This window comes from Scopulibacillus cellulosilyticus (assembly GCF_042665295.1).
In the GTDB taxonomy this organism is placed as follows: Bacteria; Bacillota; Bacilli; order Bacillales; family Sporolactobacillaceae; genus Scopulibacillus_A; species Scopulibacillus_A cellulosilyticus.
Window position 1 is genome coordinate 15,419 of the sequence record NZ_JBHTCO010000004.1, and the last position, 22,455, is coordinate 37,873.

Below are 22,455 nucleotides of genomic sequence, written 5' to 3' on the forward strand. Positions count from 1 at the left end.
AATAAGTTAACTTGAGAGGTGAGAGAATGAACTGGTACGAACTTTCGCATGAAGAAGTAGAAAAGCAGACAAACAGTAATATTAATAGAGGTTTAACCAAAGAAGCATATGAAAAAAGGCTGCAGCAAGATGGTTATAACCAGTTAAGAGAAGGAAAAAAGACACCAGCTTTTCTAATGTTTTTCTCACAGTTTAAAGATTTTATGGTGCTTGTTCTTTTAGCCGCTACAGTGCTTTCAGCAATGCTTGGTGAATTTTTGGATGCGACGGCAATCATTATCATCGTCATAATTAACGGTGTGCTGGGATTTATACAAGAGATCAAAGCAGAAAAATCACTTGCTGCGCTCCGGGAATTATCAGCTCCAACAGCAAATATTTTACGTGATGGCTCGTGGCAGTCTGTTTCTGCCAAAGATATCGTCGTTGGGGATGTCATAAAGGTATCCAGCGGGGATAGAGTCAGTGCGGATTTACGATTTTTTTCTACAAAAGGTTTATACATTGAAGAGTCGGCCTTAACGGGTGAATCAGTTCCCGTCCAGAAAATGTCTGCAGCTATAAATGGAAAGGATCTTCCGCTTGGTGATCAGGAGAATATGGCATTCATGGGAACAATGGTGACACAAGGCAGCGGAATTGGTATTGTAACGGGTACTGGAATGAATACCGAAATGGGTAAAATTGCTCACTTAATTCAGAGTGCAGAAACGCTCTTAACGCCGCTGCAGTTAAGGTTAGAGCAACTCGGTAAAATTCTTATAATCATTTCCCTGGCATTGACAGTCTTAGTTGTCGGGGCGGGAGTGTATGAAGGACACGACCCATATAAGATGATTCTATCAGGTGTTTCCCTTGCGGTTGCGGCCATTCCTGAAGGACTTCCGGCGATTGTAACGATTGCACTGGCTCTCGGTGTGCAAAAAATGATCAGACGCCGGGCGATTGTCAGGAAACTCCCTTCAGTTGAGACACTTGGCTGTACAACAGTTATCTGTTCTGATAAGACAGGAACATTAACGCAAAATAAAATGACTGTCACACATTTGTGGTCTGGAGGAAACACTTGGCATGTGACAGGAAGCGGATATAAAGCCGAAGGTGAGTTTATAAAAGACAATAAAGAGGTGAAGGCTGAAAATGATCAGACTTTGTATCAACTGCTTTCCTATGCTGTCTTGTGTAATAATGCAGAGTTGATTGATGAAAAGGGCAAAGATGAATATACATTGAACGGGGATCCGACAGAAGGAGCGCTTCTCGTCAGCGGTCTTAAAGCAGGGATTACTAAAGAAAGTTTATTAAAAGAAGTTGATATTATTGATGAGTTTCCATTTGATTCTACAAGGAAGATGATGAGTGTTGTTGTCAAAACAAAAACAGGTGAGAAATTTGTTGTCACGAAGGGTGCACCGGACGTTTTACTAAATAAATGCGACTTTATACTTTGGGACAAGCAGCGTCAATTGATTAAAAACAAACATACTGAAAAAGTAAAAGAAGCCATTACAACCCTTGGCAATCAGGCACTCCGGACAATGGCGATTGCTTATAAACCAATCAAAGGCACGCAAGAGTTGTCTAATGCGGGACAAGCAGAAAGCAGGTTAACGTTCATTGGCTTACAGGGTATGATCGATCCGCCGAGACCTGAAGTAAGAGAAAGCATTAGAGACTGTCAGAAAGCCGGTATTAAAACGATTATGATTACCGGTGATCACGCCATAACGGCGAGCGCCATTGCAAGACAATTGAACATTTTGCCGCATAACGGTGAAGTTGTCGAAGGTTCTGCCTTATCTAAAATGACTGAGGACGAGCTCGTAAGTAAAGCGGAGAATATTTACGTCTATGCCCGGGTATCACCGGAGCACAAATTGAAGATTGTTAAAGCTTTGCAGAAAAGAGGGCATGTTGTTGCCATGACAGGTGACGGTGTCAACGATGCGCCTGCTATCAAATCGGCCAATATCGGTATTGCAATGGGGAACACAGGCACAGATGTTGCGAAAGAAGCCTCATCATTAGTTTTAAGTGATGATAACTTTTCTACCATCCGTGCAGCTATTGAAGAAGGGCGAAATATTTACGAGAATATCAGGAAGTTTATACGCTATTTACTTGCTTCGAATACGGGTGAAATTTTAGTTATGTTGTTTGCGATGATGCTATCATTGCCGCTGCCGCTTTTACCGATACAAATTCTATGGGTCAATCTCGTTACTGATGGATTGCCGGCTATGGCACTTGGAGTTGACCAGGCTGAAGATGATGTGATGACACGAAAACCGAGAAAATCGGATGAAGGGGTATTTTCACGTGGGCTTGGCTGGAAAATTATTTCCCGCGGATTTTTGATCGGTTTAGTGACAATCGGAGCCTTTTGGATAGCTCTCAAACAAAATCCCGATCAGTTAGTGCAAGCGCAAACAATCGCTTTCTCTACTTTAGTCATGGCACAATTAATCCATGTTTTTGACTGCCGGAGTGAACGTTCAGTGTTGCACCGCAACCCGTTTGAAAATATTTATCTTGTACTGGCTGTTCTGTCTTCCATTCTGTTGCTGCTTGTTGTCATGTATATTCCGGTTCTTCAGCCGGTGTTCCATACGGTACCGTTAACTTTACGTGATTGGTTATTAGTCATAGGTATGTCTGCTATACCAACATTTTCTCTATCCGGGTTTCAAGTATTTAAGGATAAGAAGAAAAGCTGGGGTGCCAGCCCATATTCAAAAATTTAAATTTTTATAAATGACGCGGTTTCTCGATGTTAATCGGGAAACCGCGTTAATTATTAATAATTTTCTTCACCGAATTCTTGGATATCGGCATCAGGATATTCTTCAACTGCCTTTTCTTCATTTAACATGCTTCGGAGACTATAGAATGCAGCATCAGCTTAGTAAATTATTGATGGGTGACAGGATAATAATCATTAAAGCAGGGCATAACTAGAAAAAAACAGGAATTGTTCAAGGGATTGGTTATGTGAAAAAGAGAAACATTTTGTTATTCATTACAATATGTATGATGGTTATAGCCATTGCTACAAATCCGTCAAGAAGTGAATATATCGGCTGGTTGAAGGAAAAAACTGCAGACTCCCCCGTTGGTAAGGTTGACAGGGGGATTGTGACGTTGATAAGCAAAAAAGCACTTAGAAATACAACAACAACCAAAGATTATGGAATCTTTTCCGTATACATTACATCAACAAAAAAAGATTCGATGATCGCTTTAGGTGTGTTTAATCACTTTATTCCCATTGACAAATAATGAATTTTAAATTTTATCCCGGTGCAACCGTCCGTAAAACTCCCGCCTCAAAACTTGAGTATAAGCGCTGACGTTTAGGCGGGAGATAACGGACGATAACACCCCGATAAGTTCAACTAACCATCAGTGGGGGATGAACAAAACTCCCCACTGATGGAAGTTTCACTTTATACGGACAATCAATAAGCCGCTGGTCAAATTAAACCAGCGGCTTAATTATGTTTGGAAAAGCAATCTTTCAATCGTTATGTACTATCTATTTTTGTTATTTATTAAACATTGTGTTCCATCAAGCCAACCTTTTTTATAAACAGAAACCAATTGTTTAAATATAATCTTCTTTTGAATATCATTCAGCTGATAAAGATCCAGTAAATCCTCTATCAGCATTTTTTCCTCGTAAATCTTTAATAGAATCTCTTTTTCTGCATCTGTCAGGTCTCTTTGCAATTAAAATCACCTTATTTTATTAGAGATATGTAATCTAGTAAGTTCAATATACTTAAGACAGATAAAACAACAAGTGGTTACTTTCCAGTAAATTTATTGACAAAACCCTAAAATCAGTCTTAGGTCTTAGGTATTTTAGTTATTTAATCTGATTGTCAATGACAAATATTGTTGTAAACTAAGTTTCAAAAGCATAAGCAGACCAAAGAAACTTCATCATATTCTTTTCCAAAATTTTATACAAAAATATGTTCTTATTTTTCTGGTATTAAAAACATATGTTCGTATATAATGTATAAAAAGGCTGGTTAAAGGAGAATAATGATGAACCTAAAAAATCACATCGGTGAAGTCATTGAGATCATTTATATAGATAAAGCCGGTAAATTGAGTCAAAGGCATGCTAAAATCATTGACGTCACGGACCACTATTTGAAAGGATATTGTTATAATCGCAGATGTGTAAGGATTTTTTTACTTAAAAATATTTTAGCTGTTAGTCAAAAAGGCATCTGTTAATTCGTTTAAAGAGAGATTAAAAGATTTGCGGGAGAGAAAAATGAAAGCTATATGGAAGACAGTTAAAACGGCGGTTGTAATAACATTCTTTTTATTCGCCGCTTTAATTTTCATGATTAACATTAATCATCCATCCAAAGAAACCTCAATAAATACAAACAGCCGTTTTGAAGAAGTAAAGAGATATAAACCTTTAATTCAAGATGAACTGGAAAAACAACATCTTGAAAAATATACTAATGTGCTTTTAGCATTAATGGATCAGGAAAGCCATGGAGAGGGCGGGGATCCAATGCAGGCTTCGGAATCGGCAGGTCTTTCGCCCAATGAAATCAAGAATCCAAAACAAAGTGTGGCAATAGGCGTTAGGCATTTTCGGAGAGTGCTTACTTATGGACAGCAAAACCATGTTGATTTTCCAACTATTATTCAAGCCTATAACATGGGGACAGGTTATATTGATTTTGTAAAAGAACATGGAGGAAAGCACACAGAACAATTGGCCAAGAAATATTCGATGATGCAAGTCCGCAAAAAACCTGAAGTTTATAATTGCGGAGGCAATAAGGATAATTTTCGTTATCCGTATTGTTATGGAGATTTTACCTACAGCACTAAAGTTGAGCAAAACATTAAATCTTTAACAACGTAATTCTGAATAACTAATTTAGACAGACAACAGTTAAAAAGCATTGTCTTTGTCAAATGTTGCCCCCATTGTCAAACAAACAGTCATAAGAGCAACCAACAGGACAACAACAGCAGAGTAAAAGAAGTTTACACCGATGGTTTTATGGCCGGTCAATAATATAATCCCGTCAAATATAAAAATAACCCCGCCGACATTGATGGACAGCTTTTCAGCAATAAATTGCGAAAGCAGGTCAAGACCGCCGGTGCTGCATTGTTTTCTTAGCATAAGTCCAACGCCGATGCCAACCAGACAACCGCCAATCACAGCATCAAAGTAAATAGGAATATGGAATAAAGAATTTAAGGGAGAGAACAAATCCATAAAGAAGGATGATATTAATAAGCCGTGGAGGCCATTATAGAAGACGCTTCTTTTGTAAAACCATGCAAAAATATAAATAGGCAGACTGAGTATGATAATAGTTAGGCCGACTTTAAAACCCCAAATATATTTTAAGATAAGTCCAATGCCAATAATGCCGCCGTCAAGTAAATGATTGGGAACCAAAAAGCCATCTATTCCTATAGAGAGAAGGATACTTCCCATTATCATTGAAAGAAATTTTTCAATCATTTGATCACCTGTTTGTACAAGCTTTTAAATCATATTATGAGGAACTTTAAGAAATCATGAGTACTTCTATTTATTAATATCAGTAAACCTTAGTACAGCTTACCTTTTCTTTAAAAATAAATTAAACTAATGTAGAATAAAATATAAAAAAGGAAAGTTCAATGGAGGTGAAACCCGTACACATTTGTGTAGGGGGCTTATTTGGACATAGTTGGTATATTTGCTGTCATTATTTTAATTATTTTATCAGCGTTTTTTGTTGCCGCTGAATTTTCCATTGTCAAGGTCAGGTCAACGAAACTTGATCAACTCATTGCAAATGGCAGTAAAAGAGCAAATGCAGCGAAAAAGATTGTTAATCAATTAGATGAATATTTATCCGCGACACAGTTAGGAATTACAATTATTTCATTAGTTTTAGGCTGGGTCGGCGAACCTGTTGTTTCCCATCTTCTCAAACCAATAATTGAATTCTTCAATCTTAGTGAAACGGCATCCAGGTCAATATCCGCTATTATCAGTTTTATTGTTATTACTTTTCTGAGTGTTGTTTTAGGGGAACTGGCGCCAAAGAGTATTGCTATTCAAAAGGCAGAGAAGATTACACTCATGTTAGCTATTCCATTAATTTGGTTTAATCGTATTGCTTTTCCTTTTATTTGGCTGCTTAACAGCGCCGCCCGTTTAGTGACACGTCTATTCGGTTTCAAACCGGCTTCTGAACAGGAAAATGCGCATACCGAAGAAGAACTTCGTTTAATCTTATCGGAAAGTTTTAAAGGCGGCGAAATAAATAAATTAGAATTACAGTATATGAACAGAATCTTCGACTTTGATGAAAAAATGTCAAGAGAAATTATGGTGCCCAGAACGGAAATTGCTTGTTTATATATAGATGATCCGATGGAAGAAAACATCCAAATCCTTAAAGATGAAAAATATACAAGATTTCCTGTAGCTGAGGGAGATAAAGACCGGATTGTCGGGATGGTCAATATTAAGGATATTTTTGATGACTTTTTAAATAAAGAGGTCCGCTCTCTTGGAAAATATATTCGGCCAATTGTTTCGGTGTTGGAAACAACCCCGGTCCGTGAGCTGTTAATAAAGATGCAAAAAGAAAATATTCATATGGCTGTTCTTGTTGATGAATATGGCGGAACGGCTGGGATAGTAACAGCTGAAGATATTATTGAAGAAATTGTCGGTGATATTCGCGATGAATATGATATAGATGAAGAACCGGAAATACAAAAAGTAAATGATGACACAGTTATCCTTGATGGGAAGGTTCTTATTTCCGATGTTAACCGGTTATTAAATATTAACATTGAAGAAGAAGATCTTGATACAATCGGCGGTTGGATTTTATCTGAAAAATTAGAGGCCGAAGAGGGAACGACTGTTGAGTTTGCAGGTTATCTTTTTAAAGTTATAGAGTCTGATCTGCACAGCATTAAAAGAATTGAAGTGAAAAAAGTACAAGAAAAAGAACAGCAGCGAGGTTAACACCGTCATGAGACGGTGTTTTTTACATGTCTTTAAATTAAGTGTAATCTTAAAATAGCAAAAGTTATATAGTGAAATTACTGTAGAAATATAAGGGAATTACAAGGAGGAGTAAGATGGCCGAACGAATTTTAATTATCGAAGATGAAGCAAAAATTGCCCGGGTATTAAGCCTTGAACTTGAACACGAGGGATATGAAACGGATACAGCCGGTGACGGAAGAATCGGTATGGAGAAAATTGATAATGATAGGTGGGATTTAATTTTACTTGATATTATGATCCCAAAGCTGAGCGGGATTGAGGTTCTTAGACGAATGAGGGCGGCGGGAAATCTGACGCCTGTCATTTTATTGACAGCTAAAGATACAGTGCCGGATAAAGTCACGGGCTTAGATCATGGAGCAAACGACTATGTTACGAAACCTTTTGAAATCGAAGAGCTGTTGGCTAGAATTCGTGCTTGCCTGCGAACCGTAAAGATTAAGCAGTCAAAAACAGCAGCAAATATATTGCAAGCCGGACAGATCAAAGTTAATAAAGATACGAGGGAAGTGACAATTGATAAAGAGGAGGTGGCTTTGACACCTCGAGAATACGATCTGCTTGTTTATTTTATGGAAAATGCAAATCAAGTGTTGCAGCGGGAACAAATTGTTGAACAAGTATGGGGTTATGATTTTATGGGAGATACAAATGTGGTTGATGTGTATGTCCGTTACATAAGAAAGAAGATTGACGCTTGTGTTAATCAGTCCTACATCCATACTGTCCGGGGGGTAGGTTATTGCTTTAAGGAGAGCTGACAATGAAACTGCGGTCTAAAATATATTTATTTTCAACAGGCATTTTGTTTATCATTTTGCTTTTAACGAATATTGCTATTTATTTTTTGTATGTCCATTCTGCCATAGATAAGGAAGAGGATATTCTATCCAACCAGGCAAACATTATTTTCGAAAATTTGCCGCCATCTAAACTGAATGATTCTGACAGCAATGCCCTAAAACCTTATAAAATTAACGATGGTATGGTCCGTTATATAAATAAAGACGGCAAAGTCATCCATCAAGTCATGGATGATGATGATTTTGAACATATTCATCCCGTTGTTGTTAATGATGAGGAAAAGAAACAAATGACAGCGGATGATCATCAAATTTTTATTGCCCGTTATCCGGTTAAAATAGGAAATGATGATGATGATGATCATGGTGAAGTGATCGGCACACTTGAGTTAGCTGTTAAATTAGATAATGTTTATGAAGACAGTTCGCTCTTATTAACAATTCTCGTTATTACTTCTTTAATCGCTCTTATTCTATCTTTAATAGGAGGGAAATTGTTATCTAATTTACTCTTAAAACCAATTTCCCTATTGTCCCAAACGATGAAAGCGACACAGGAAAGCGGTCAATTTAAAAAAATTAAAATGAATAACCCTTCAAAAGATGAGTTGTACCAATTGGCTGTCACCTTTAATAAAATGATGGATCAGTTAGAAGAAAACTTTGAAAAGCAAAAGCAGTTCGTTTCTGATGCTTCCCATGAATTGAAAACGCCGCTCACCGTTATTGAAAGTTATGCAAAATTATTAAAGCGATGGGGAGCAGAAGATCCTGACGTGCGGCAAGAGTCGATTGAAGCTATTTATTCAGAAAGCATTAGAATGAAGGAATTAACACATCAAATGCTTGACCTTGCTTCAAGCGAAAAACAAAAAAGCTTGCAAATTGAAACCTTTGATCTAGTTCCGTTTTGTAAACAATTGGCTCGTACCCTCGAAACGGTTAATCATCGTGAGATTTGGGTTCAAAGCGATCAGGATCAAGTAAGAGTTAACTGGGACCCGCAAAAATTAAAGCAGGTGTTAATGATTTTACTTGATAATGCTTTAAAATACAGTGAAAAACCAGTAGGCATCATCTTAAAAGAACAACATGGCCGGATCGCATTGACTGTTAAAGATGAAGGGATAGGCATTTCAGAGGAAAATCAAAAAAATATTTTTGAGCGATTTTATCGGGTTGATCCTTCAAGACAAAGAGGGTCAGGCGGAACCGGACTCGGCTTATCGATTGCTAAAGCCATTGTTGAACAACATGAAGGTGACATTGAAGTGAAAAGTCAAATAGGTAAGGGAACGGCCATCACGATTTTCCTTTAAAGAAGATTCATATTTTTCTCATCAAATTTTAATCTGGTTCTTGTCTGTTTCTCATATTATGCGGCTATGATTGAGTTAGAAATCATAAAGGGAGGAAATAAACGATGAAAACGAAAATGTTAACACTCTCAATAGCCGCATTATGCGGATTCGGTATCGCAGGGGGTGCAGCTCTTCAAAATCCGGCTCATGCGGCAAATAATCCAAAAACATATCAGCAAGCTCAAGCTGAAATTCCAATGGAAAAGGCTATTGAAACGGCTAAACAAAAATACGATGGTGTTATTTCAGAGGTTGAGCTTGACCATGATATGAACAGGCTTGTCTATGAAATAGAATTCCAGAAAGGCAACGGCAAAACCTTAAACATTAAAATGGATGCGAATACCGGCAAAGTCATTAATAAAAAGACCGATAAAGATGATGATCCGGCCGACTATAAGACAGATTTATCAATCGAAAAAGCTGTCAAAATTGCCGAACAGAAATACGACGGAACGGTAAGCGAGGTTGAATTAGAAAAACAGCCTTCAGGAAAAATAGTTTATGAATTTGAAATTCACCAAAACAATGGCAAATTAAAAGTGGTTATGGATGCTAATTCAGGAGATATTTTAAGCCATTCAACAGTAAATAAGGATAACGATGACGACCAAAATACTGACGATGACCAAGATTATCAAGATCAAAAAACCAATGGACATGTGAAAATCAGTAAGCAGGATGCCATAAAGATAGCTGAAAACAATATTACCGGTAAAGCCGTTAGCAGTAAAATAGACCATGATGATGGCAAAACCATTTATAAAATTAAAATTAAAACGAAAGATGGATCTATCTATAAGGCAGAAATAGACGCTAATTCAGGGAAGCTGCTTGAAATGGAATTAGATGATTAATTTTCTCACAGAAGAGTTGCCGTATGCTGTATTGTCATTTATACGGCAACTTTAATTTGTAAAAAAGAATCGTTACAGATTTTTTATTTTATGTTTTGATTAATAGTGTCTGGAGGTATATTGTTATATAAAAATAAAATATACCGGGGAGGGAATATTGTGTCAGCCAATCATAGTTATCGAACAGTACAAGACCTAACAACAAGGGGAATTGGTGTAAATGCCGATGCCGCATCTTTAGTTTTAAAGTATCCGCGAGTTGAAAAATCTGTTCCGGGAAAACAATGGGCCGGTCAAATTGGCAAGGCCCAAGCGGTTGTCAGACTTCCAGACAAAGAAGTTTGGAATGGAAAGCTTATTATTGGCGCTACGCCTGCGGTTCGCAATGAATTTTCTATGGATTTATTGCTAAGTGATATTGTTATGCAAAAAGGTTACGCCTATGCAGCTTGTGACAAAGGAACCCCGAAACTGGTGCTTAGGGATCCGAATAGACAAATGACAGAATGGATACAGCATTATCATCAATTGACATTAAAGGCAATGGAAATGGTTGCATCAGCTTATAGTGCAGCACCAAAATATACATATATTGCAGGGGTTAGTAATGGAGGGTATATAACGAGAGCCATGCTCGAGCGTTATCCAGAGTTATTTGCCGGCGGTGTTGATTGGTCAGGCGTGTTTTGGCATCCTAAAAGTCCGCATCTTCTTACTTGTTTGCCAGAATTCATTCAAGAATATCCTATTTTTGCTAACTGGCGTGGTGACAGAACAAGTCATGATCGCCGGATAGCCTATGACAAACTATTGCAAGCTGGGCTCCATCCAGATTCTGAACCCTACTGGCACCAATATTTTATGACTTATTGGGTCTTTTCTCTTTGGTTATATGGCAGAAATCTTGATCCAGATTGGGAGCCTTTCAAAATGGAGTGGAACAATGATTGGCTGCGTGACCCTTCGCCACTGATATATCCATATCAAGAAAGAGAAGACATACTCCAGGAGCATATAAAAAAATTCGCCAATGATGGGCATTTAACCAAGCCGCTGTTATCTGTTGCAGGGAATTGGGACTGTTTGATTACTTTTACTTATCATGCGAAGGCATACAATGACATGGTCGAACATGAAGGATGTTCTAAAAATCACCGGCTTTACGAAATCCCACGGGGCAATCATGTTGATGGCTTGTTGAAATCAAATCAGGGCAAGCAACAGACCGTACATCCTTACTTTGAAGCTGCTCTATATCATTTAGAAAAATGGGCTGAAAGAAATATATTACCGCCTGAATCGGGTATATATGAAACAATTGAGTCTTTTGCCCCTTCTGAATGCAGGCTTTTCACAAAATAAATTTATCAAAATGTTTAAAAAAGATGAATGGCGTTTTATTGACGCCATTCATTTTGCGGATAAAGAAGTTTTCACTTACCAGCACCATGCAGCACCAACAATAATCAACAAAATGAAGAGGACTACGATTAAGGCGAATCCGCCACCGTATCCAAATCCGCCGCCGTATCCAGCGCCGCAGCAGCCACCCATAATTTTCACCACCTTTGTTACGATGTACTATATTTTATGGTCAGCCTGGCCTTTTCGTATAGGACAAAAACTCAGTTTTTAAAATTTTTTAAGGGGGATAACTTCCTTAATGCTGTCATCCTTTTTCAATTTAAAAAAAAGTGGACCTGCTCGGATTAAGACTGTCGTCATATATTATCAGTGACATGGGGTTTTAACTATTGAGGAGGTAATGATATGGAAAATATCCCTATAAGTGATGGAGCAGGTTTTGGATACGAAAATGGGTATGATAATGACTTTACTAACGTAAATAGTTATCCAAATAATTATAGCGGTATGTCAGGATATGGAAATGATTATAGCGGTGTAAATCATTTTATGAATGATTATGGAAGTATGAATGGGTACGGTAATGACTATGGCAGCGGAAATAACTTGATGAATGATTATGGATATCCAGGTGAGGGCCCTTCTTACGGAGGAAATCCAACTAATCAATATTTGCCCCAAGAGGCAATAAATCCAGACGAAACAAGGGCTTTCCCATTTTACTATCCATGGTATGGCGGATATGGGTACGGAGGCTACTGGCCGAGACCATGGTATGGCGGATATGGATACGGCGGTTATTGGCGGCCAAGACCATGGTATGGAGGGTATTGGTATTAAAAAAATACTTTAAAAAAAGGTTATCAGCCGGGATAAGCACCCGGCTGATTTTTTTGGGATTAAAAAAGGGGGTATAACCAATTTTTCGGTCCGATTAAGGTTCATGTGGGGGTTTAGAATTTTGTTTACATTTTTGTTACAAAAATCGAATAAATTTCATAGCAATTTAGCTTTAATGGATTTATAATAAGGACTTAATTGGTATTAATTAATCAGCGTGGACCAAATTTAATTTGCACAAAATACAATTAGACATGTAACTGTAATTTCAGTAGACATGGAATAACAATGCGTGGTGTTATTATGAAAGAATTAAAGAAAATTGGCCTGCCATTAGTCTTTGTATTTGTTGTAGTTATTATTATCGGTTTTATCCAATCTGCTTTTTACAGCCCGGTTGAATCATCAAGCGAGGATGTATCAGCTAATTCCGAACAAAGACCAATGTTAATTTTAGCGGGTATTGACAGCCTGACGAACGGTCCAATTTATCATAAAGAAAAAAGCCGTTACCTTGATGATTTTATTCCAAGAATGCATAAATACTTTGGTAATGGCGGTCCGGGATATGTTCCGTTTGACAGCATTTACTTTAAACAAGAACATGGCAGTTTTCACTTTTCTTATGGGATGAAGGAGATAAACGATCTGACCCCCGGGCAATATCCGTCCCAATACAGCCTTGATTTAAAAGGAATGTATACTACAAATGGCTGGTTAAATTGGATGACGGTTAAATTTCCGAAAGGATGGAATTGGACTTACGGGAAAATATTTTACTTAAAACAGCCTCATGGCGGAAGCTTTAATGTGGGTTATAGGCAGAGTGACAAAGCACTAACTGTAAAAACAAACAGCCAGCATATCAGTTTAGGAGTCATTAACCTTCCGAAAAATATTTATAATGGACAATTAGAATTTTCCCATATTAACGGAAAAGTTACCATTTTTGGCGGGGAGTTTCTAAACAATAAAGGTGTAGCACTTAGCCGGATTGGCCAAGGCGGCGACCATTTGGCCTGGCATGCACTCATTGATAATCATATGATGGATGAATGGCTCAAAGAGCTTAACCCGCAGCTGTTAATGCTGAACGCGGGTATGAATGATCGCCGTTTCTTAACTGCAAGTCAATATCAAAAAGATTTAACAAATTATCTTGAACCTTTTAATAGAGAAAAAACAGACATATTGTTAATTGCTCCAAACGCCATTTTGGGGGATAATACCAGGCTGAAACAATATCGGCAAGTCTTAAGGCAATATGCCGATAAGGATAATACGGGCTATATATCCAATGAAGATGCCATCGGTCATTCTTACTTAGAAGCGAAGAGTAAAAATTTAATGGGAGACCGAATTCATCCGGATGCTCTCGGAAGTAAAATAATAAGTCAACATTTATTCAACTATTTAATGAGAAACAGTCAATATGACTCGCTTTTTCATAAAAAATCGTAGGCCGGGTCATGCACCCGGTTTTTTTTCATAGTCATTTCCATTTTGCCCGATAGTTGGTATTTTAAACAAATAAAATTTGAATTTCCCTCCTATTGTTAAATGGGTTATAAACAGTAACCCGGATACATACATTCATAAGAAGAGCTTTTTATGAGCAAAAGGAGGGAGAGACTGTGGGAGATTTACTTTCCATCCATTTTGGGGCATATATTGCTTTAGCATTTGTTTTATATGCCATTCATGAAGCCACCAGGATACATAATCGTTATATCCCGATTGTAGCGGTTATTTTAGGATTTTTATTTGCATGGTTTGAAGCGGGGGACGTTACACCGCATGTTTTATTGAAAGGGATCCAATACGGATTATACGGTGTAGGTTCAGTTGCAACGGTTAAATTTGCGTTAGAAAAGGCAGAAAAGGAACCGGAAAATAAATAATCCATTGAGAGACTTCTAATAAGGAGTCTCTTTTTTCTTTTGGCCCCATTAATAGACATTCGAAAAAAAGGAATAATAAAAGAAAATGTGAAGTTTTGGAGGTGAAACTTATCCACAGTTCACAGGGTCAGACCCCGTCTTTGTATATAACTTATGAACGTGAAGATTGGCGGCGTTTACGCGCTGGCATATCGCTTCCGTTAACAGAAGGTGAGTTAAATAAGTTGCGGGGAATAAATGAAAATATATCACTTGATGAAGTAGAGGATATATACCTTCCATTATCAAGACTCTTAAATTTATACGTTACCGGAAAACAAGACATGTACAATATGACTAACTCTTTTTTTGGCAGTCATATTCCAAAGGTGCCATATATGATAGGCATTGCCGGCAGTGTAGCTGTTGGAAAAAGCACAACATCTCGTATCCTTCAGGCTTTACTTGCCCGTTGGCCAGGTCATCCTAAAGTAGATTTAGTAACAACAGACGGCTTTTTGTATCCTAACCATATTTTAGAACAACGCGGTTTGATGAAGAGAAAGGGTTTTCCAGAAAGTTATGATATACAGCGGCTCATTCGCTTTTTAGCAGATATAAAATCCGGCAGACCGGAAGTAACGGCACCGGTCTACTCCCATCTGGTGTATGATATACTCCCTGATAAAATTCAAGTTGTTCATGAACCGGACATTGTCATTGTTGAAGGGCTCAATATATTGCAAACAAAAGGATCAGGGAAAAGATCAATGCCAAGATTGTTCGTATCAGATTTTATTGACTTTTCTATTTATGTAGATGCTGAAGAGAAAAATATTACGGAATGGTATATTGAGCGTTTTCATAAACTTTGTCAAACCGCTTTTCAAGATCCAAAATCTTATTTTCATCGTTATGCTAATTTATCACCTCAACAAGCAGACCGTATTGCCAGGCAAATCTGGACAGAAATTAATGCAGTCAACCTTAAAAAGAATATCCTGCCAACTAAAGTCCGTGCTCAATTGATTTTAGAAAAAGGAAGGAACCATTCCGTTTATCAGATAAAGTGCCGTAAATTATAGAATTTTAAATAGATTATAACTTATCATAATCCAATAATAGATTGCAGTCAATAACTTCTCTGCAATCATTTTTTGTATTATAATGTTGAAATATCATAGATTTTGGAGGAAAACTTTATGGGATTGACAGCGTATGTCAATGCGACATTTTATACAATGAATCATGAAAGTGATGTTTTTGAAAACGGCATGATGATCGTTGAAGATCATAAAATCACGTATATTGGACCAAAAAATGAAGAGAAATTAAAAAGTGCAGAAAAAGTCATTGATTTAACCGGAAAATGGGTCATGCCCGGCCTCGTTAATGTTCACTCACATATTGTTATGACAATTTTGCGGGGAATTGGCGATGACATGCTGCTCAAGCCATGGTTAGAAACAAGAATTTGGCCGCTTGAAGCACAGTTTAATACCGAAATAGCACAAATCAGCACACAGCTTGGTATACTTGAAATGGTGAAGTCAGGAACAACAACATTTTCTGATATGTTTAACCCTAATGGCATTGATGTTGACGCGGTCATGCACACGATTGGCGAGACCGGTGTTCGCGGGGCGTTTTCATTTACTATCTTTAGCCTTGGTACGGAGGAAGATCAACGTAACAATTTAGATGGTGCTGAACGTTTCGCAAAAAATTATAAAACATTTGCAGACGGACGTCTCACAACAATGGTTGCTCCTCATAGTCCATATTCTTGTACACCAAAAGCATTAGAAGAAAGCGCCAGAATTGCTAAGGAAAATGGACTAATGGGACACATTCATGTTTCAGAAACCGAATATGAAGTAAAAGATATCCTAAATCGATATGGTGTGCGTCCTGTTGAACATGTCCGCCGATCCGGATTGTTTGATCAGCCAACGGTTATGGCTCATGGCGTTGTTCTTAATGATGAAGAACGGGAAATTATGAAACAATATGACGTTAGGGTTGCACATAATCCGATTAGTAATTTGAAACTCGGATCAGGTGTGGCTGATGTCAGCAGGATGCTTGATGCCGGGATCAAAGTCGGTATCGCAACTGACGGTGTGGCGTCTAATAATAACTTTGATATGTTCGAAGAAACAAGAACAGCGGCTCTTTTGCAAAAGGGGACTTATAGAGATGCAACAAAGCTGACGGCTGAAACAGCATTGTCTATGGCAACCAGGAAAGGTGCTGAAGCCATTGGTATGGAACATACCGGCTCTCTGGAAGAGGGGAAATGTGCTGACTTTATAACAATAGATGCGAAGGATAAGCCTCATCTTCAACCGCTGAGTGAAGCATATTCTCATCTGTTATATGCAGCCCGCGGCTCAGATGTCTCAGATGTTTACATTAATGGTAAAGAAATTGTACGGGACGGCAGCTGCATAACGATGGACGAGGAAAAGATTATCTTTGAGGTTAATAGGCTGCAAAAGACATTGTCTTATTAAAAGTTGTTCAAAAAATAGAGAAGCAGGAATGGCCATTTTGAAATAAACTGGTCATTCCTTTCATATCTTTATATTGTAAATGGAGGACATTTTATGCCAATTATTGTAAACTTCCTATTACTTTTATGCGTCATTCCGTTTGTTTTTATTATTGGAGTAATATTTAAAGAGATTAAAAAGAAAAAATAATTGACATATGTAAAAAGACCTTCGTCAGTTATTTCAACGCAACTGTACGAAAGCCTTTTTTAAAAAAAAGATGAAAAAGGCAGATATTGCCTTAAAACAGTCAATTTAGTACACGTAAGCTGTTCCAACGATGATAAGGAGGATGAAGAGGACGACGATAAGCGCGAATCCGGCACCTCCGCCATAACCGCATCCACATCCATAACCGCCGCCGTAGCCATAACCACCGTATCCATAGCCGCCGTATCCGCATCCGCAACCATAACCGCCATATCCTCCATATCCTCCAGGGAAACCGTAACCGCCTTTACCAAAGTGACCCATTACAATCAACTCCTTTAAAAAGATACTGTATCATATGTCCCTGATACAAATGCTGAATAGAGCAAATATAACGGTTTTTAGTAAATGTGCGTATGCCTATATTGACCCAAACCTTTCCCGGGCAATATTTGACGGTTATCTTTTTCAATCGACAGGGCTGCTATTTTTGTTAATCTTATTTATGGTTTGTAATTTTTTACAAAAAAGTAATTGTGATAATACGGATAATAGAAAGCGCTGCTATTAATTAAGAGAAATATTAATTCTAATGGATTCATAGCTTATATTTGTAGATTTCCACTTCTCTCCTATTAGCTTGGCCCTCTCCTTTATCAACGGACTAGCATATATTTTTAATGAGGGTACAAAAATATTTTATATATTTTATTTTATATCATCAGCTTCCTCTAGTTGTACCCTCAACCTTATATGCTTGGGAGCGATTCTTATGGATGATTTATTATCCATTCATTTTGGGGTCTATGTGGCGTTAGCTTTTGTCCTATATGCCATCCATCAAGCAACGCGTATTCAAAATCGCTATATCCCGATCATAGCTCTCGGTTTAGGTGTTTTTCTTTCCTGGCTGCAGGCGGGTACGTTGAGTTATAGTGTTTTGTTAACGGGGATTAAATATGCTTTGTATGGTATTGGCACAGTGGCAACAATCAAATATCTACTAAAGAAATTTGAGGAGTAGCTGATAAGCAGAAGTCTTTTGGGACTTCTGCTATTTCTTTAATTGCAAAAACTATCCCTTTCAAAGAGATAGTTTTGTTAATTAATCAAACTTGCGAATGTCCGGTATTGATAGAACGATAATAACTGTTAATATAATGAGTCTGGATATTAGAGTGGTTGTAAGAATTAGGAAATGATAATTAAGCGTTAATTCGGAATGATTATTTTATTCGTTCCGGATTTTCAAATGATAACAATAAAGGTTGTTTACAAATTTACCATTTAAATCAATATAAATGTCAAAAGAGTAAAGAATAGATAAAAAAATAATAAAATTTAGTTTGGTAGCGCTTGCAATCCTTTTCAAAAAAAATCAATATGTTAAAATGTTTCATAAATAACATTTGAACTGACTTTAAGTATCACATAAGAAAGGGATCTTAACATGACTAAACTACTAAGTAAAATTCACATCGAGGATATTATGATCGCCAATCAGACACTTAAAGATGTTGTCGTTAAGACACCATTGCAAAGAAATGATTTGCTGTCAAAACGATACGATTGCAACGTCTATTTAAAGAGAGAAGACTTGCAAGTAATCCGCTCATTTAAAATAAGAGGCGCATACAATATGATGAAAAGCCTGACTCCTGAAGAACTGCAAAAGGGTGTTGTTTGCGCAAGCGCTGGAAATCATGCACAGGGGGTCGCCTATTCCTGTAAAATTCTCGGCGTTTATGGAAAGATATTCATGCCTTCAACGACCCCGAGACAAAAAGTTAATCAAGTTAAGTTTTTCGGGGAGCCGTTTGTTCAAGTCATTTTGACCGGGGACACATTTGATGACTCCTTCAAAGAGGCCATGAAAGTGTGTGAAGAAGAAAAGAGCACATTTATTCATCCTTTTGACAATTACCGGACAATTACAGGTCAAGGAACGGTTGGTGTTGAAATCATAAACGATATGGAAGACAGCATCGATTTCGTCTTCGTTCCTATCGGCGGGGGAGGATTGGCATCAGGTGTCGGTTCTTATATGAAAAGTATCTGCCCTGATACAAAAGTAGTCGGTATAGAACCGACGGGCGCCGCGGGAATGAAGCGGTCAATCGGGGAAGATAAGGTTGTAGAATTAAATAAGATCGATAAATTTGTTGATGGTTGTGCTGTTAAAAAAGTAGGGGATCTTACTTTTGATGTTTGCCGTGATGTTCTCGATGATGTTATCGTTGTTCCTGAAGGCAAAGTTTGTACAACAATTCTAGATTTATATAACGAGAACGCCATTATTGCCGAGCCTTCAGGGGCATTGCCGATCGCAGCGTTAGATTATTATAAGGATGAAATTAAAGGTAAGAATGTTGTTTGTGTCGTAAGCGGAGGAAATAATGATATCGATCGCATGCAAGAAATTAAAGAACGCTCCCTTATGCACGAAGGGCTCAAACATTATTTTATTGTGCAGTTTCCGCAGCGTGCCGGCGCATTGCGAAGTTTCATAACTCAAGTGCTGGGCGCGGAAGATGATATTACACACTTCGAATATACAAAGAAAAATGATCGTGACAAAGGTCCCGTTCTTGTTGGCATTGAATTAAAACATAAAGAAGATTATGCGCCGCTAATCCAGCGTATGGAGGAAAACGGGTTTTCCTATATGGAAATTAATAAAGATCAGAAATTGTTTAATTTATTAATTTAAAAGTTTTTTAGATTAAATTCGGGAACAGACGGTTAGTTAAACTGCCGTCTGTTCATTTTTTTGTTTAATAGTATAACTGCCATTTCTAATTCTATTGCTATTAAGCGTCATTTCGATTAGAATTTAATCTGTTGCTTACGAATGTAAAATTTATCAATTATATAATGAGAGGGGGATATCTATGGGGAAAACAAATAAAAATGTTGTTATGATCGGCCTAATGATTGGGACCTTTTTAACGGCTATAGAGGGAACAGTCGTCAGTACGGCAATGCCGAAAATTGTAAGTGATTTGCACGGCATTCAGTTAATGAACTGGGTCTTTTCTATTTATCTATTAGTTTCTGCTGTTACTACACCGATATTTGGAAAGTTATCGGATTTATTCGGGCGGAAAATTATTTTTAATATCGGTGTCATTTTGTTTTTAATAGGCTCTATTTTATGCGGCATCTCACATTCGATGGGGCAGCTGATTTTCTTTAGAGCGATTCAGGGTATCGGTGCAGGCTCAATCATGCCGGTCAGTACAACGATCATTGGTGATATTTTCCCGCCAAAGAAACGTGCAGGAATGCTTGGGTTAATCAGTATGATGTGGGGCATAGCCGGTGTAGCCGGGCCGCTGGTCGGAGGTTTTTTTGTTGACCAGATTTCCTGGCATTGGATATTCTTTATTAATATTCCCTTTGGCATTATCACGATGTTGATGGTCAGTTTCGGATTAAAAGAGACACTTGAAAAGGAAAAGAAAAGTATCGATTATTTGGGAGCAGTGACATTTGCCATCAGCATTTTTTCACTCTTATACGCCCTGCAAAAGGCCGGTGAAGACAGACAATGGATGACGCCTGGGATGATTAGTTTATATGTCATCTTTATTGTTTTTCTCGGATTGTTTTTACTTGTAGAAAAAAAGGTGAAAGATCCCATTATCCCTTTAGAATTGTTTCGTAAACGGATCATTACTGTTGCCAATTTGATTGCATTTTTGGTAAGTGCAGTTCTTATGGGATTAAATGTATATATGCCAATGTGGGTTCAAGGTATCCTCGGCTATAGCGCTACAAACTCGGGATTTGTTTTAACACCGATGTCGATTACTTGGATCGCGGGTTCTTTTTTATGCAGCCGGCTGCTGATAACCCGCGGGGCAACGTTTATCTCTATATTAGGGACAGCTATTATTATTATTAGCTCATTATGGTTTACAATGCTGACAGTGTCTAGTTCACAAATCCAATTTTATTTAATTACAGCGATTGAAGGCATAGGCTGCGGATTGCTTATTACACTCTGTACGGTTTGTGTTCAAGCTTCAGTGAATTGGAAAATGCGCGGTGCCTCTACGGCTTCTAATATGTTTTTCCGTAACTTAGGGCAAACGGTCGGCGTTGCCATTATGGGGACATATTTTAATTCAATGATTAACGCCAGTGTCAGCTCACATAATCATTCGCATAGTGAAAAGCTGAGTGTCGGCCAGCTTAATGAGCTGATTAATCCCCAAGATGCCGTCAAGCTGACGGGTTCTGTTGTCCATTCGTTAAAAGAAATACTAGTATCGGCCATTCATGACATTTTTGTTTTTGTTTTGATTTTATCAATCGCAGCATTGATCGTTTCTATCTTTTTACCAAAATTAGAATCGGAATCACAGCAAGAGAAGAAAAGAATGGTAAATTAAAAGACGTCTTGTAAAGGCGTCTTTTTAAATAATTTATACTTGTTTTATGAATTAAACGGCTTTTCGTCATTGCATATATGAATTGTAATGTTAAATAAAAAATCTAACTATAGCCATTAAGATGACACCTATAATGACTGTGGCTGATAAACTTTTCGTCCGTATAGCGACTATTAGGGTCGGTATGATAACGATGATGACTGTCCAGTCAATTTTTATTGAATGATTCGTTTCAATAATAAAGCTGTCAACAACAAGTGCGGTCAGAATACAAATGGGTACATATGACAGCCATTTTAATACAGGTTCAGGTAAATTAACATTTCGAACGACTAAAAATGGAATGATGCGCGGAATGACCGTTACTAATGTACACCCCAGTATTAAAAGTAAAATTGAAAAATGGATACTCATTTATCTGTCACCACCCCAATTGTTGCTACAATTAATGTTGACAGGATAACAGCTAAATGGGAAGGAACAAAAAGGGAAAATATAATCATAGCAACGATCATATAAGCGATTAAAGATAAGTAATGCTTTATTTTAGATGATTTAATACTTTGTAATTGTAAGATTAGCAGTGCCGCAAACATGGCTGTTACAGCAAAATCAAGACCAAAAACTTTTGGATCAGGAATCCAGTTACCGCATACAGCTCCAATGACACAAGAAACAACCCAAATAATATATGAAGAAACATTTATACCATTCATCCAATGATCATTTATATTTTCGCCTTTGACGATTTTATTCATGGCAAGACCAAATGACTCATCTGTAACGAATATCCCGATACCTAAATTTTTTACTAAAGAATATTTTGTAAAATAAGGCGCGATCGTTGCACTTAGCAGAAAGTTTCGTAAGTTCACAATAAAAGTTGTTAATATAATGGCCATTGCGGGACTGTGGGCCGCAAGCAATGCACAAATAATGAATTGCGATGCACCTGCATAAACGAGTCCTGATAATAAAGCTATCTCTACTATACTCAGCTTTGAAGATACCCCAACTATCCCGGCAGCAAAGCCAATGCTGATATATCCTAACCATGTCGGTATGCAATCTTTGACCCCTTGTTTAAAGGTAAGAAGTTTTTCATTTGAATGGACCAACTCCTTTTCTGTAATCACGATTCTCCCCTCCTGTTGTATGTTATGTTATACAATTGTTTG

23 protein-coding genes are annotated in these 22,455 nt (G+C 37.6%); 17 read left to right on the forward strand and 6 right to left on the reverse strand.

Translation table 11 applies throughout. The annotated features are described in order from the left end of the window. The first annotated feature begins 26 nt into the window (after window positions 1–26). Both ACFQRG_RS03305 and ACFQRG_RS03310 read left to right on the forward strand, forming a co-directional pair. Window positions 27–2,744 carry a calcium-translocating P-type ATPase, SERCA-type gene (locus ACFQRG_RS03305; protein WP_380963572.1) on the forward strand — a complete coding sequence of 906 codons (2,718 nt, stop codon included), beginning with the start codon at window positions 27–29 and terminating at the stop codon, window positions 2,742–2,744. Window positions 2,745–2,991: 247 nt separating this feature from the next. Continuing rightward, window positions 2,992–3,279: a hypothetical protein gene (locus tag ACFQRG_RS03310; protein WP_380963574.1), complete on the forward strand. Its 288-nt coding sequence runs from the start codon at window positions 2,992–2,994 to the stop codon at window positions 3,277–3,279. A 252-nt stretch (window positions 3,280–3,531) separates the two neighbouring features. Here ACFQRG_RS03310 and ACFQRG_RS03315 read toward each other — a convergent pair whose 3' ends face one another. Continuing rightward, complete coding sequence (locus ACFQRG_RS03315; protein WP_380963576.1) at window positions 3,532–3,729, reverse strand: hypothetical protein; 198 nt, start codon at window positions 3,727–3,729, stop codon at window positions 3,532–3,534. A 321-nt stretch (window positions 3,730–4,050) separates the two neighbouring features. On the opposite strand from ACFQRG_RS03315, the gene ACFQRG_RS03320 reads away from it, so the two are divergent. Both ACFQRG_RS03320 and ACFQRG_RS03325 read left to right on the forward strand, forming a co-directional pair. After that, the gene (locus tag ACFQRG_RS03320) at window positions 4,051–4,248 is read left to right on the forward strand and encodes a WYL domain-containing protein (RefSeq protein ID WP_380963578.1); all 198 of its coding nucleotides are present in this window, start codon (window positions 4,051–4,053) and stop codon (window positions 4,246–4,248) included. Between the two features lie 40 nt (window positions 4,249–4,288). Next, window positions 4,289–4,900 carry a lysozyme family protein gene (locus ACFQRG_RS03325; protein WP_380963580.1) on the forward strand — a complete coding sequence of 204 codons (612 nt, stop codon included), beginning with the start codon at window positions 4,289–4,291 and terminating at the stop codon, window positions 4,898–4,900. A gap of 30 nt (window positions 4,901–4,930) precedes the next feature. On the opposite strand, the gene ACFQRG_RS03330 is transcribed toward ACFQRG_RS03325, so the two are convergent. Next, a complete protein-coding gene (locus ACFQRG_RS03330) occupies window positions 4,931–5,515 on the reverse strand; it encodes a YitT family protein (RefSeq protein ID WP_380963582.1) in 585 nt (194 codons plus the stop codon). Between the two features lie 201 nt (window positions 5,516–5,716). On the opposite strand from ACFQRG_RS03330, the gene ACFQRG_RS03335 reads away from it, so the two are divergent. From ACFQRG_RS03335 to ACFQRG_RS03355, 5 genes are all read left to right on the forward strand, one after another. Next, window positions 5,717–7,024, forward strand: a complete 1,308-nt coding sequence (locus ACFQRG_RS03335; RefSeq protein WP_380963584.1) for a hemolysin family protein — start codon at window positions 5,717–5,719, stop codon at window positions 7,022–7,024. A gap of 116 nt (window positions 7,025–7,140) precedes the next feature. After that, complete coding sequence (locus tag ACFQRG_RS03340; RefSeq protein WP_380963586.1) at window positions 7,141–7,830, forward strand: response regulator transcription factor; 690 nt, start codon at window positions 7,141–7,143, stop codon at window positions 7,828–7,830. 2 nt (window positions 7,831–7,832) lie between these two features. Next, complete coding sequence (locus ACFQRG_RS03345; protein ID WP_380963588.1) at window positions 7,833–9,191, forward strand: sensor histidine kinase; 1,359 nt, start codon at window positions 7,833–7,835, stop codon at window positions 9,189–9,191. A 104-nt stretch (window positions 9,192–9,295) separates the two neighbouring features. Beyond that, window positions 9,296–10,090, forward strand: coding sequence for a PepSY domain-containing protein (locus tag ACFQRG_RS03350; protein WP_380963590.1), 795 nt, complete (start codon window positions 9,296–9,298; stop codon window positions 10,088–10,090). Between the two features lie 159 nt (window positions 10,091–10,249). Continuing rightward, a complete protein-coding gene (locus ACFQRG_RS03355) occupies window positions 10,250–11,452 on the forward strand; it encodes a prolyl oligopeptidase family serine peptidase (protein ID WP_380963592.1) in 1,203 nt (400 codons plus the stop codon). 75 nt (window positions 11,453–11,527) lie between these two features. Here the strand turns inward: ACFQRG_RS03355 and ACFQRG_RS03360 are convergent, their stop codons facing one another. Beyond that, window positions 11,528–11,644, reverse strand: coding sequence for a YjcZ family sporulation protein (locus ACFQRG_RS03360; RefSeq protein WP_380963594.1), 117 nt, complete (start codon window positions 11,642–11,644; stop codon window positions 11,528–11,530). A 216-nt stretch (window positions 11,645–11,860) separates the two neighbouring features. On the opposite strand from ACFQRG_RS03360, the gene ACFQRG_RS03365 reads away from it, so the two are divergent. The 5 genes from ACFQRG_RS03365 to ACFQRG_RS03385 all read left to right on the forward strand — a co-directional run bounded on the left by ACFQRG_RS03365 (window position 11,861) and on the right by ACFQRG_RS03385 (window position 16,691). Continuing rightward, window positions 11,861–12,295 carry a hypothetical protein gene (locus tag ACFQRG_RS03365; RefSeq protein WP_380963596.1) on the forward strand — a complete coding sequence of 145 codons (435 nt, stop codon included), beginning with the start codon at window positions 11,861–11,863 and terminating at the stop codon, window positions 12,293–12,295. 303 nt (window positions 12,296–12,598) lie between these two features. Next, entirely contained in the window at window positions 12,599–13,756 is a 1,158-nt protein-coding gene (locus ACFQRG_RS03370) for an SGNH/GDSL hydrolase family protein (protein WP_380963598.1), read from the forward strand. Between the two features lie 173 nt (window positions 13,757–13,929). Beyond that, the gene (locus tag ACFQRG_RS03375; protein ID WP_380963600.1) at window positions 13,930–14,196 is read left to right on the forward strand and encodes a hypothetical protein; all 267 of its coding nucleotides are present in this window, start codon (window positions 13,930–13,932) and stop codon (window positions 14,194–14,196) included. Window positions 14,197–14,336: 140 nt separating this feature from the next. Continuing rightward, the gene (gene coaA, locus ACFQRG_RS03380) at window positions 14,337–15,260 is read left to right on the forward strand and encodes a type I pantothenate kinase (RefSeq protein ID WP_380963602.1); all 924 of its coding nucleotides are present in this window, start codon (window positions 14,337–14,339) and stop codon (window positions 15,258–15,260) included. Between the two features lie 117 nt (window positions 15,261–15,377). Further along, a complete protein-coding gene (locus ACFQRG_RS03385) occupies window positions 15,378–16,691 on the forward strand; it encodes an amidohydrolase family protein (RefSeq protein WP_380963604.1) in 1,314 nt (437 codons plus the stop codon). A 294-nt stretch (window positions 16,692–16,985) separates the two neighbouring features. Here ACFQRG_RS03385 and ACFQRG_RS03390 read toward each other — a convergent pair whose 3' ends face one another. Further along, complete coding sequence (locus ACFQRG_RS03390) at window positions 16,986–17,204, reverse strand: YjcZ family sporulation protein (protein WP_380963606.1); 219 nt, start codon at window positions 17,202–17,204, stop codon at window positions 16,986–16,988. A gap of 448 nt (window positions 17,205–17,652) precedes the next feature. Here ACFQRG_RS03390 and ACFQRG_RS03395 point away from each other — a divergent pair, with 448 nt between their 5' ends. The 3 genes from ACFQRG_RS03395 to ACFQRG_RS03405 all read left to right on the forward strand — a co-directional run bounded on the left by ACFQRG_RS03395 (window position 17,653) and on the right by ACFQRG_RS03405 (window position 21,277). Next, window positions 17,653–17,904: a hypothetical protein gene (locus tag ACFQRG_RS03395; protein ID WP_380963608.1), complete on the forward strand. Its 252-nt coding sequence runs from the start codon at window positions 17,653–17,655 to the stop codon at window positions 17,902–17,904. 426 nt (window positions 17,905–18,330) lie between these two features. After that, on the forward strand, window positions 18,331–19,590 hold the full coding sequence (gene ilvA / locus ACFQRG_RS03400; RefSeq protein ID WP_380963610.1) for a threonine ammonia-lyase IlvA: 1,260 nt from the start codon (window positions 18,331–18,333) through the stop codon (window positions 19,588–19,590). Between the two features lie 181 nt (window positions 19,591–19,771). Beyond that, window positions 19,772–21,277 carry an MDR family MFS transporter gene (locus ACFQRG_RS03405; RefSeq protein WP_380963612.1) on the forward strand — a complete coding sequence of 502 codons (1,506 nt, stop codon included), beginning with the start codon at window positions 19,772–19,774 and terminating at the stop codon, window positions 21,275–21,277. A 90-nt stretch (window positions 21,278–21,367) separates the two neighbouring features. Here ACFQRG_RS03405 and ACFQRG_RS03410 read toward each other — a convergent pair whose 3' ends face one another. Then, window positions 21,368–21,691, reverse strand: coding sequence for an AzlD domain-containing protein (locus ACFQRG_RS03410; protein WP_380963614.1), 324 nt, complete (start codon window positions 21,689–21,691; stop codon window positions 21,368–21,370). Beyond that, window positions 21,688–22,413, reverse strand: coding sequence for an AzlC family ABC transporter permease (locus tag ACFQRG_RS03415; protein WP_380963616.1), 726 nt, complete (start codon window positions 22,411–22,413; stop codon window positions 21,688–21,690). The genes ACFQRG_RS03410 and ACFQRG_RS03415 overlap by 4 nt, the downstream gene beginning before the upstream one ends. Between the last annotated feature and the right edge of the window lie 42 nt (window positions 22,414–22,455).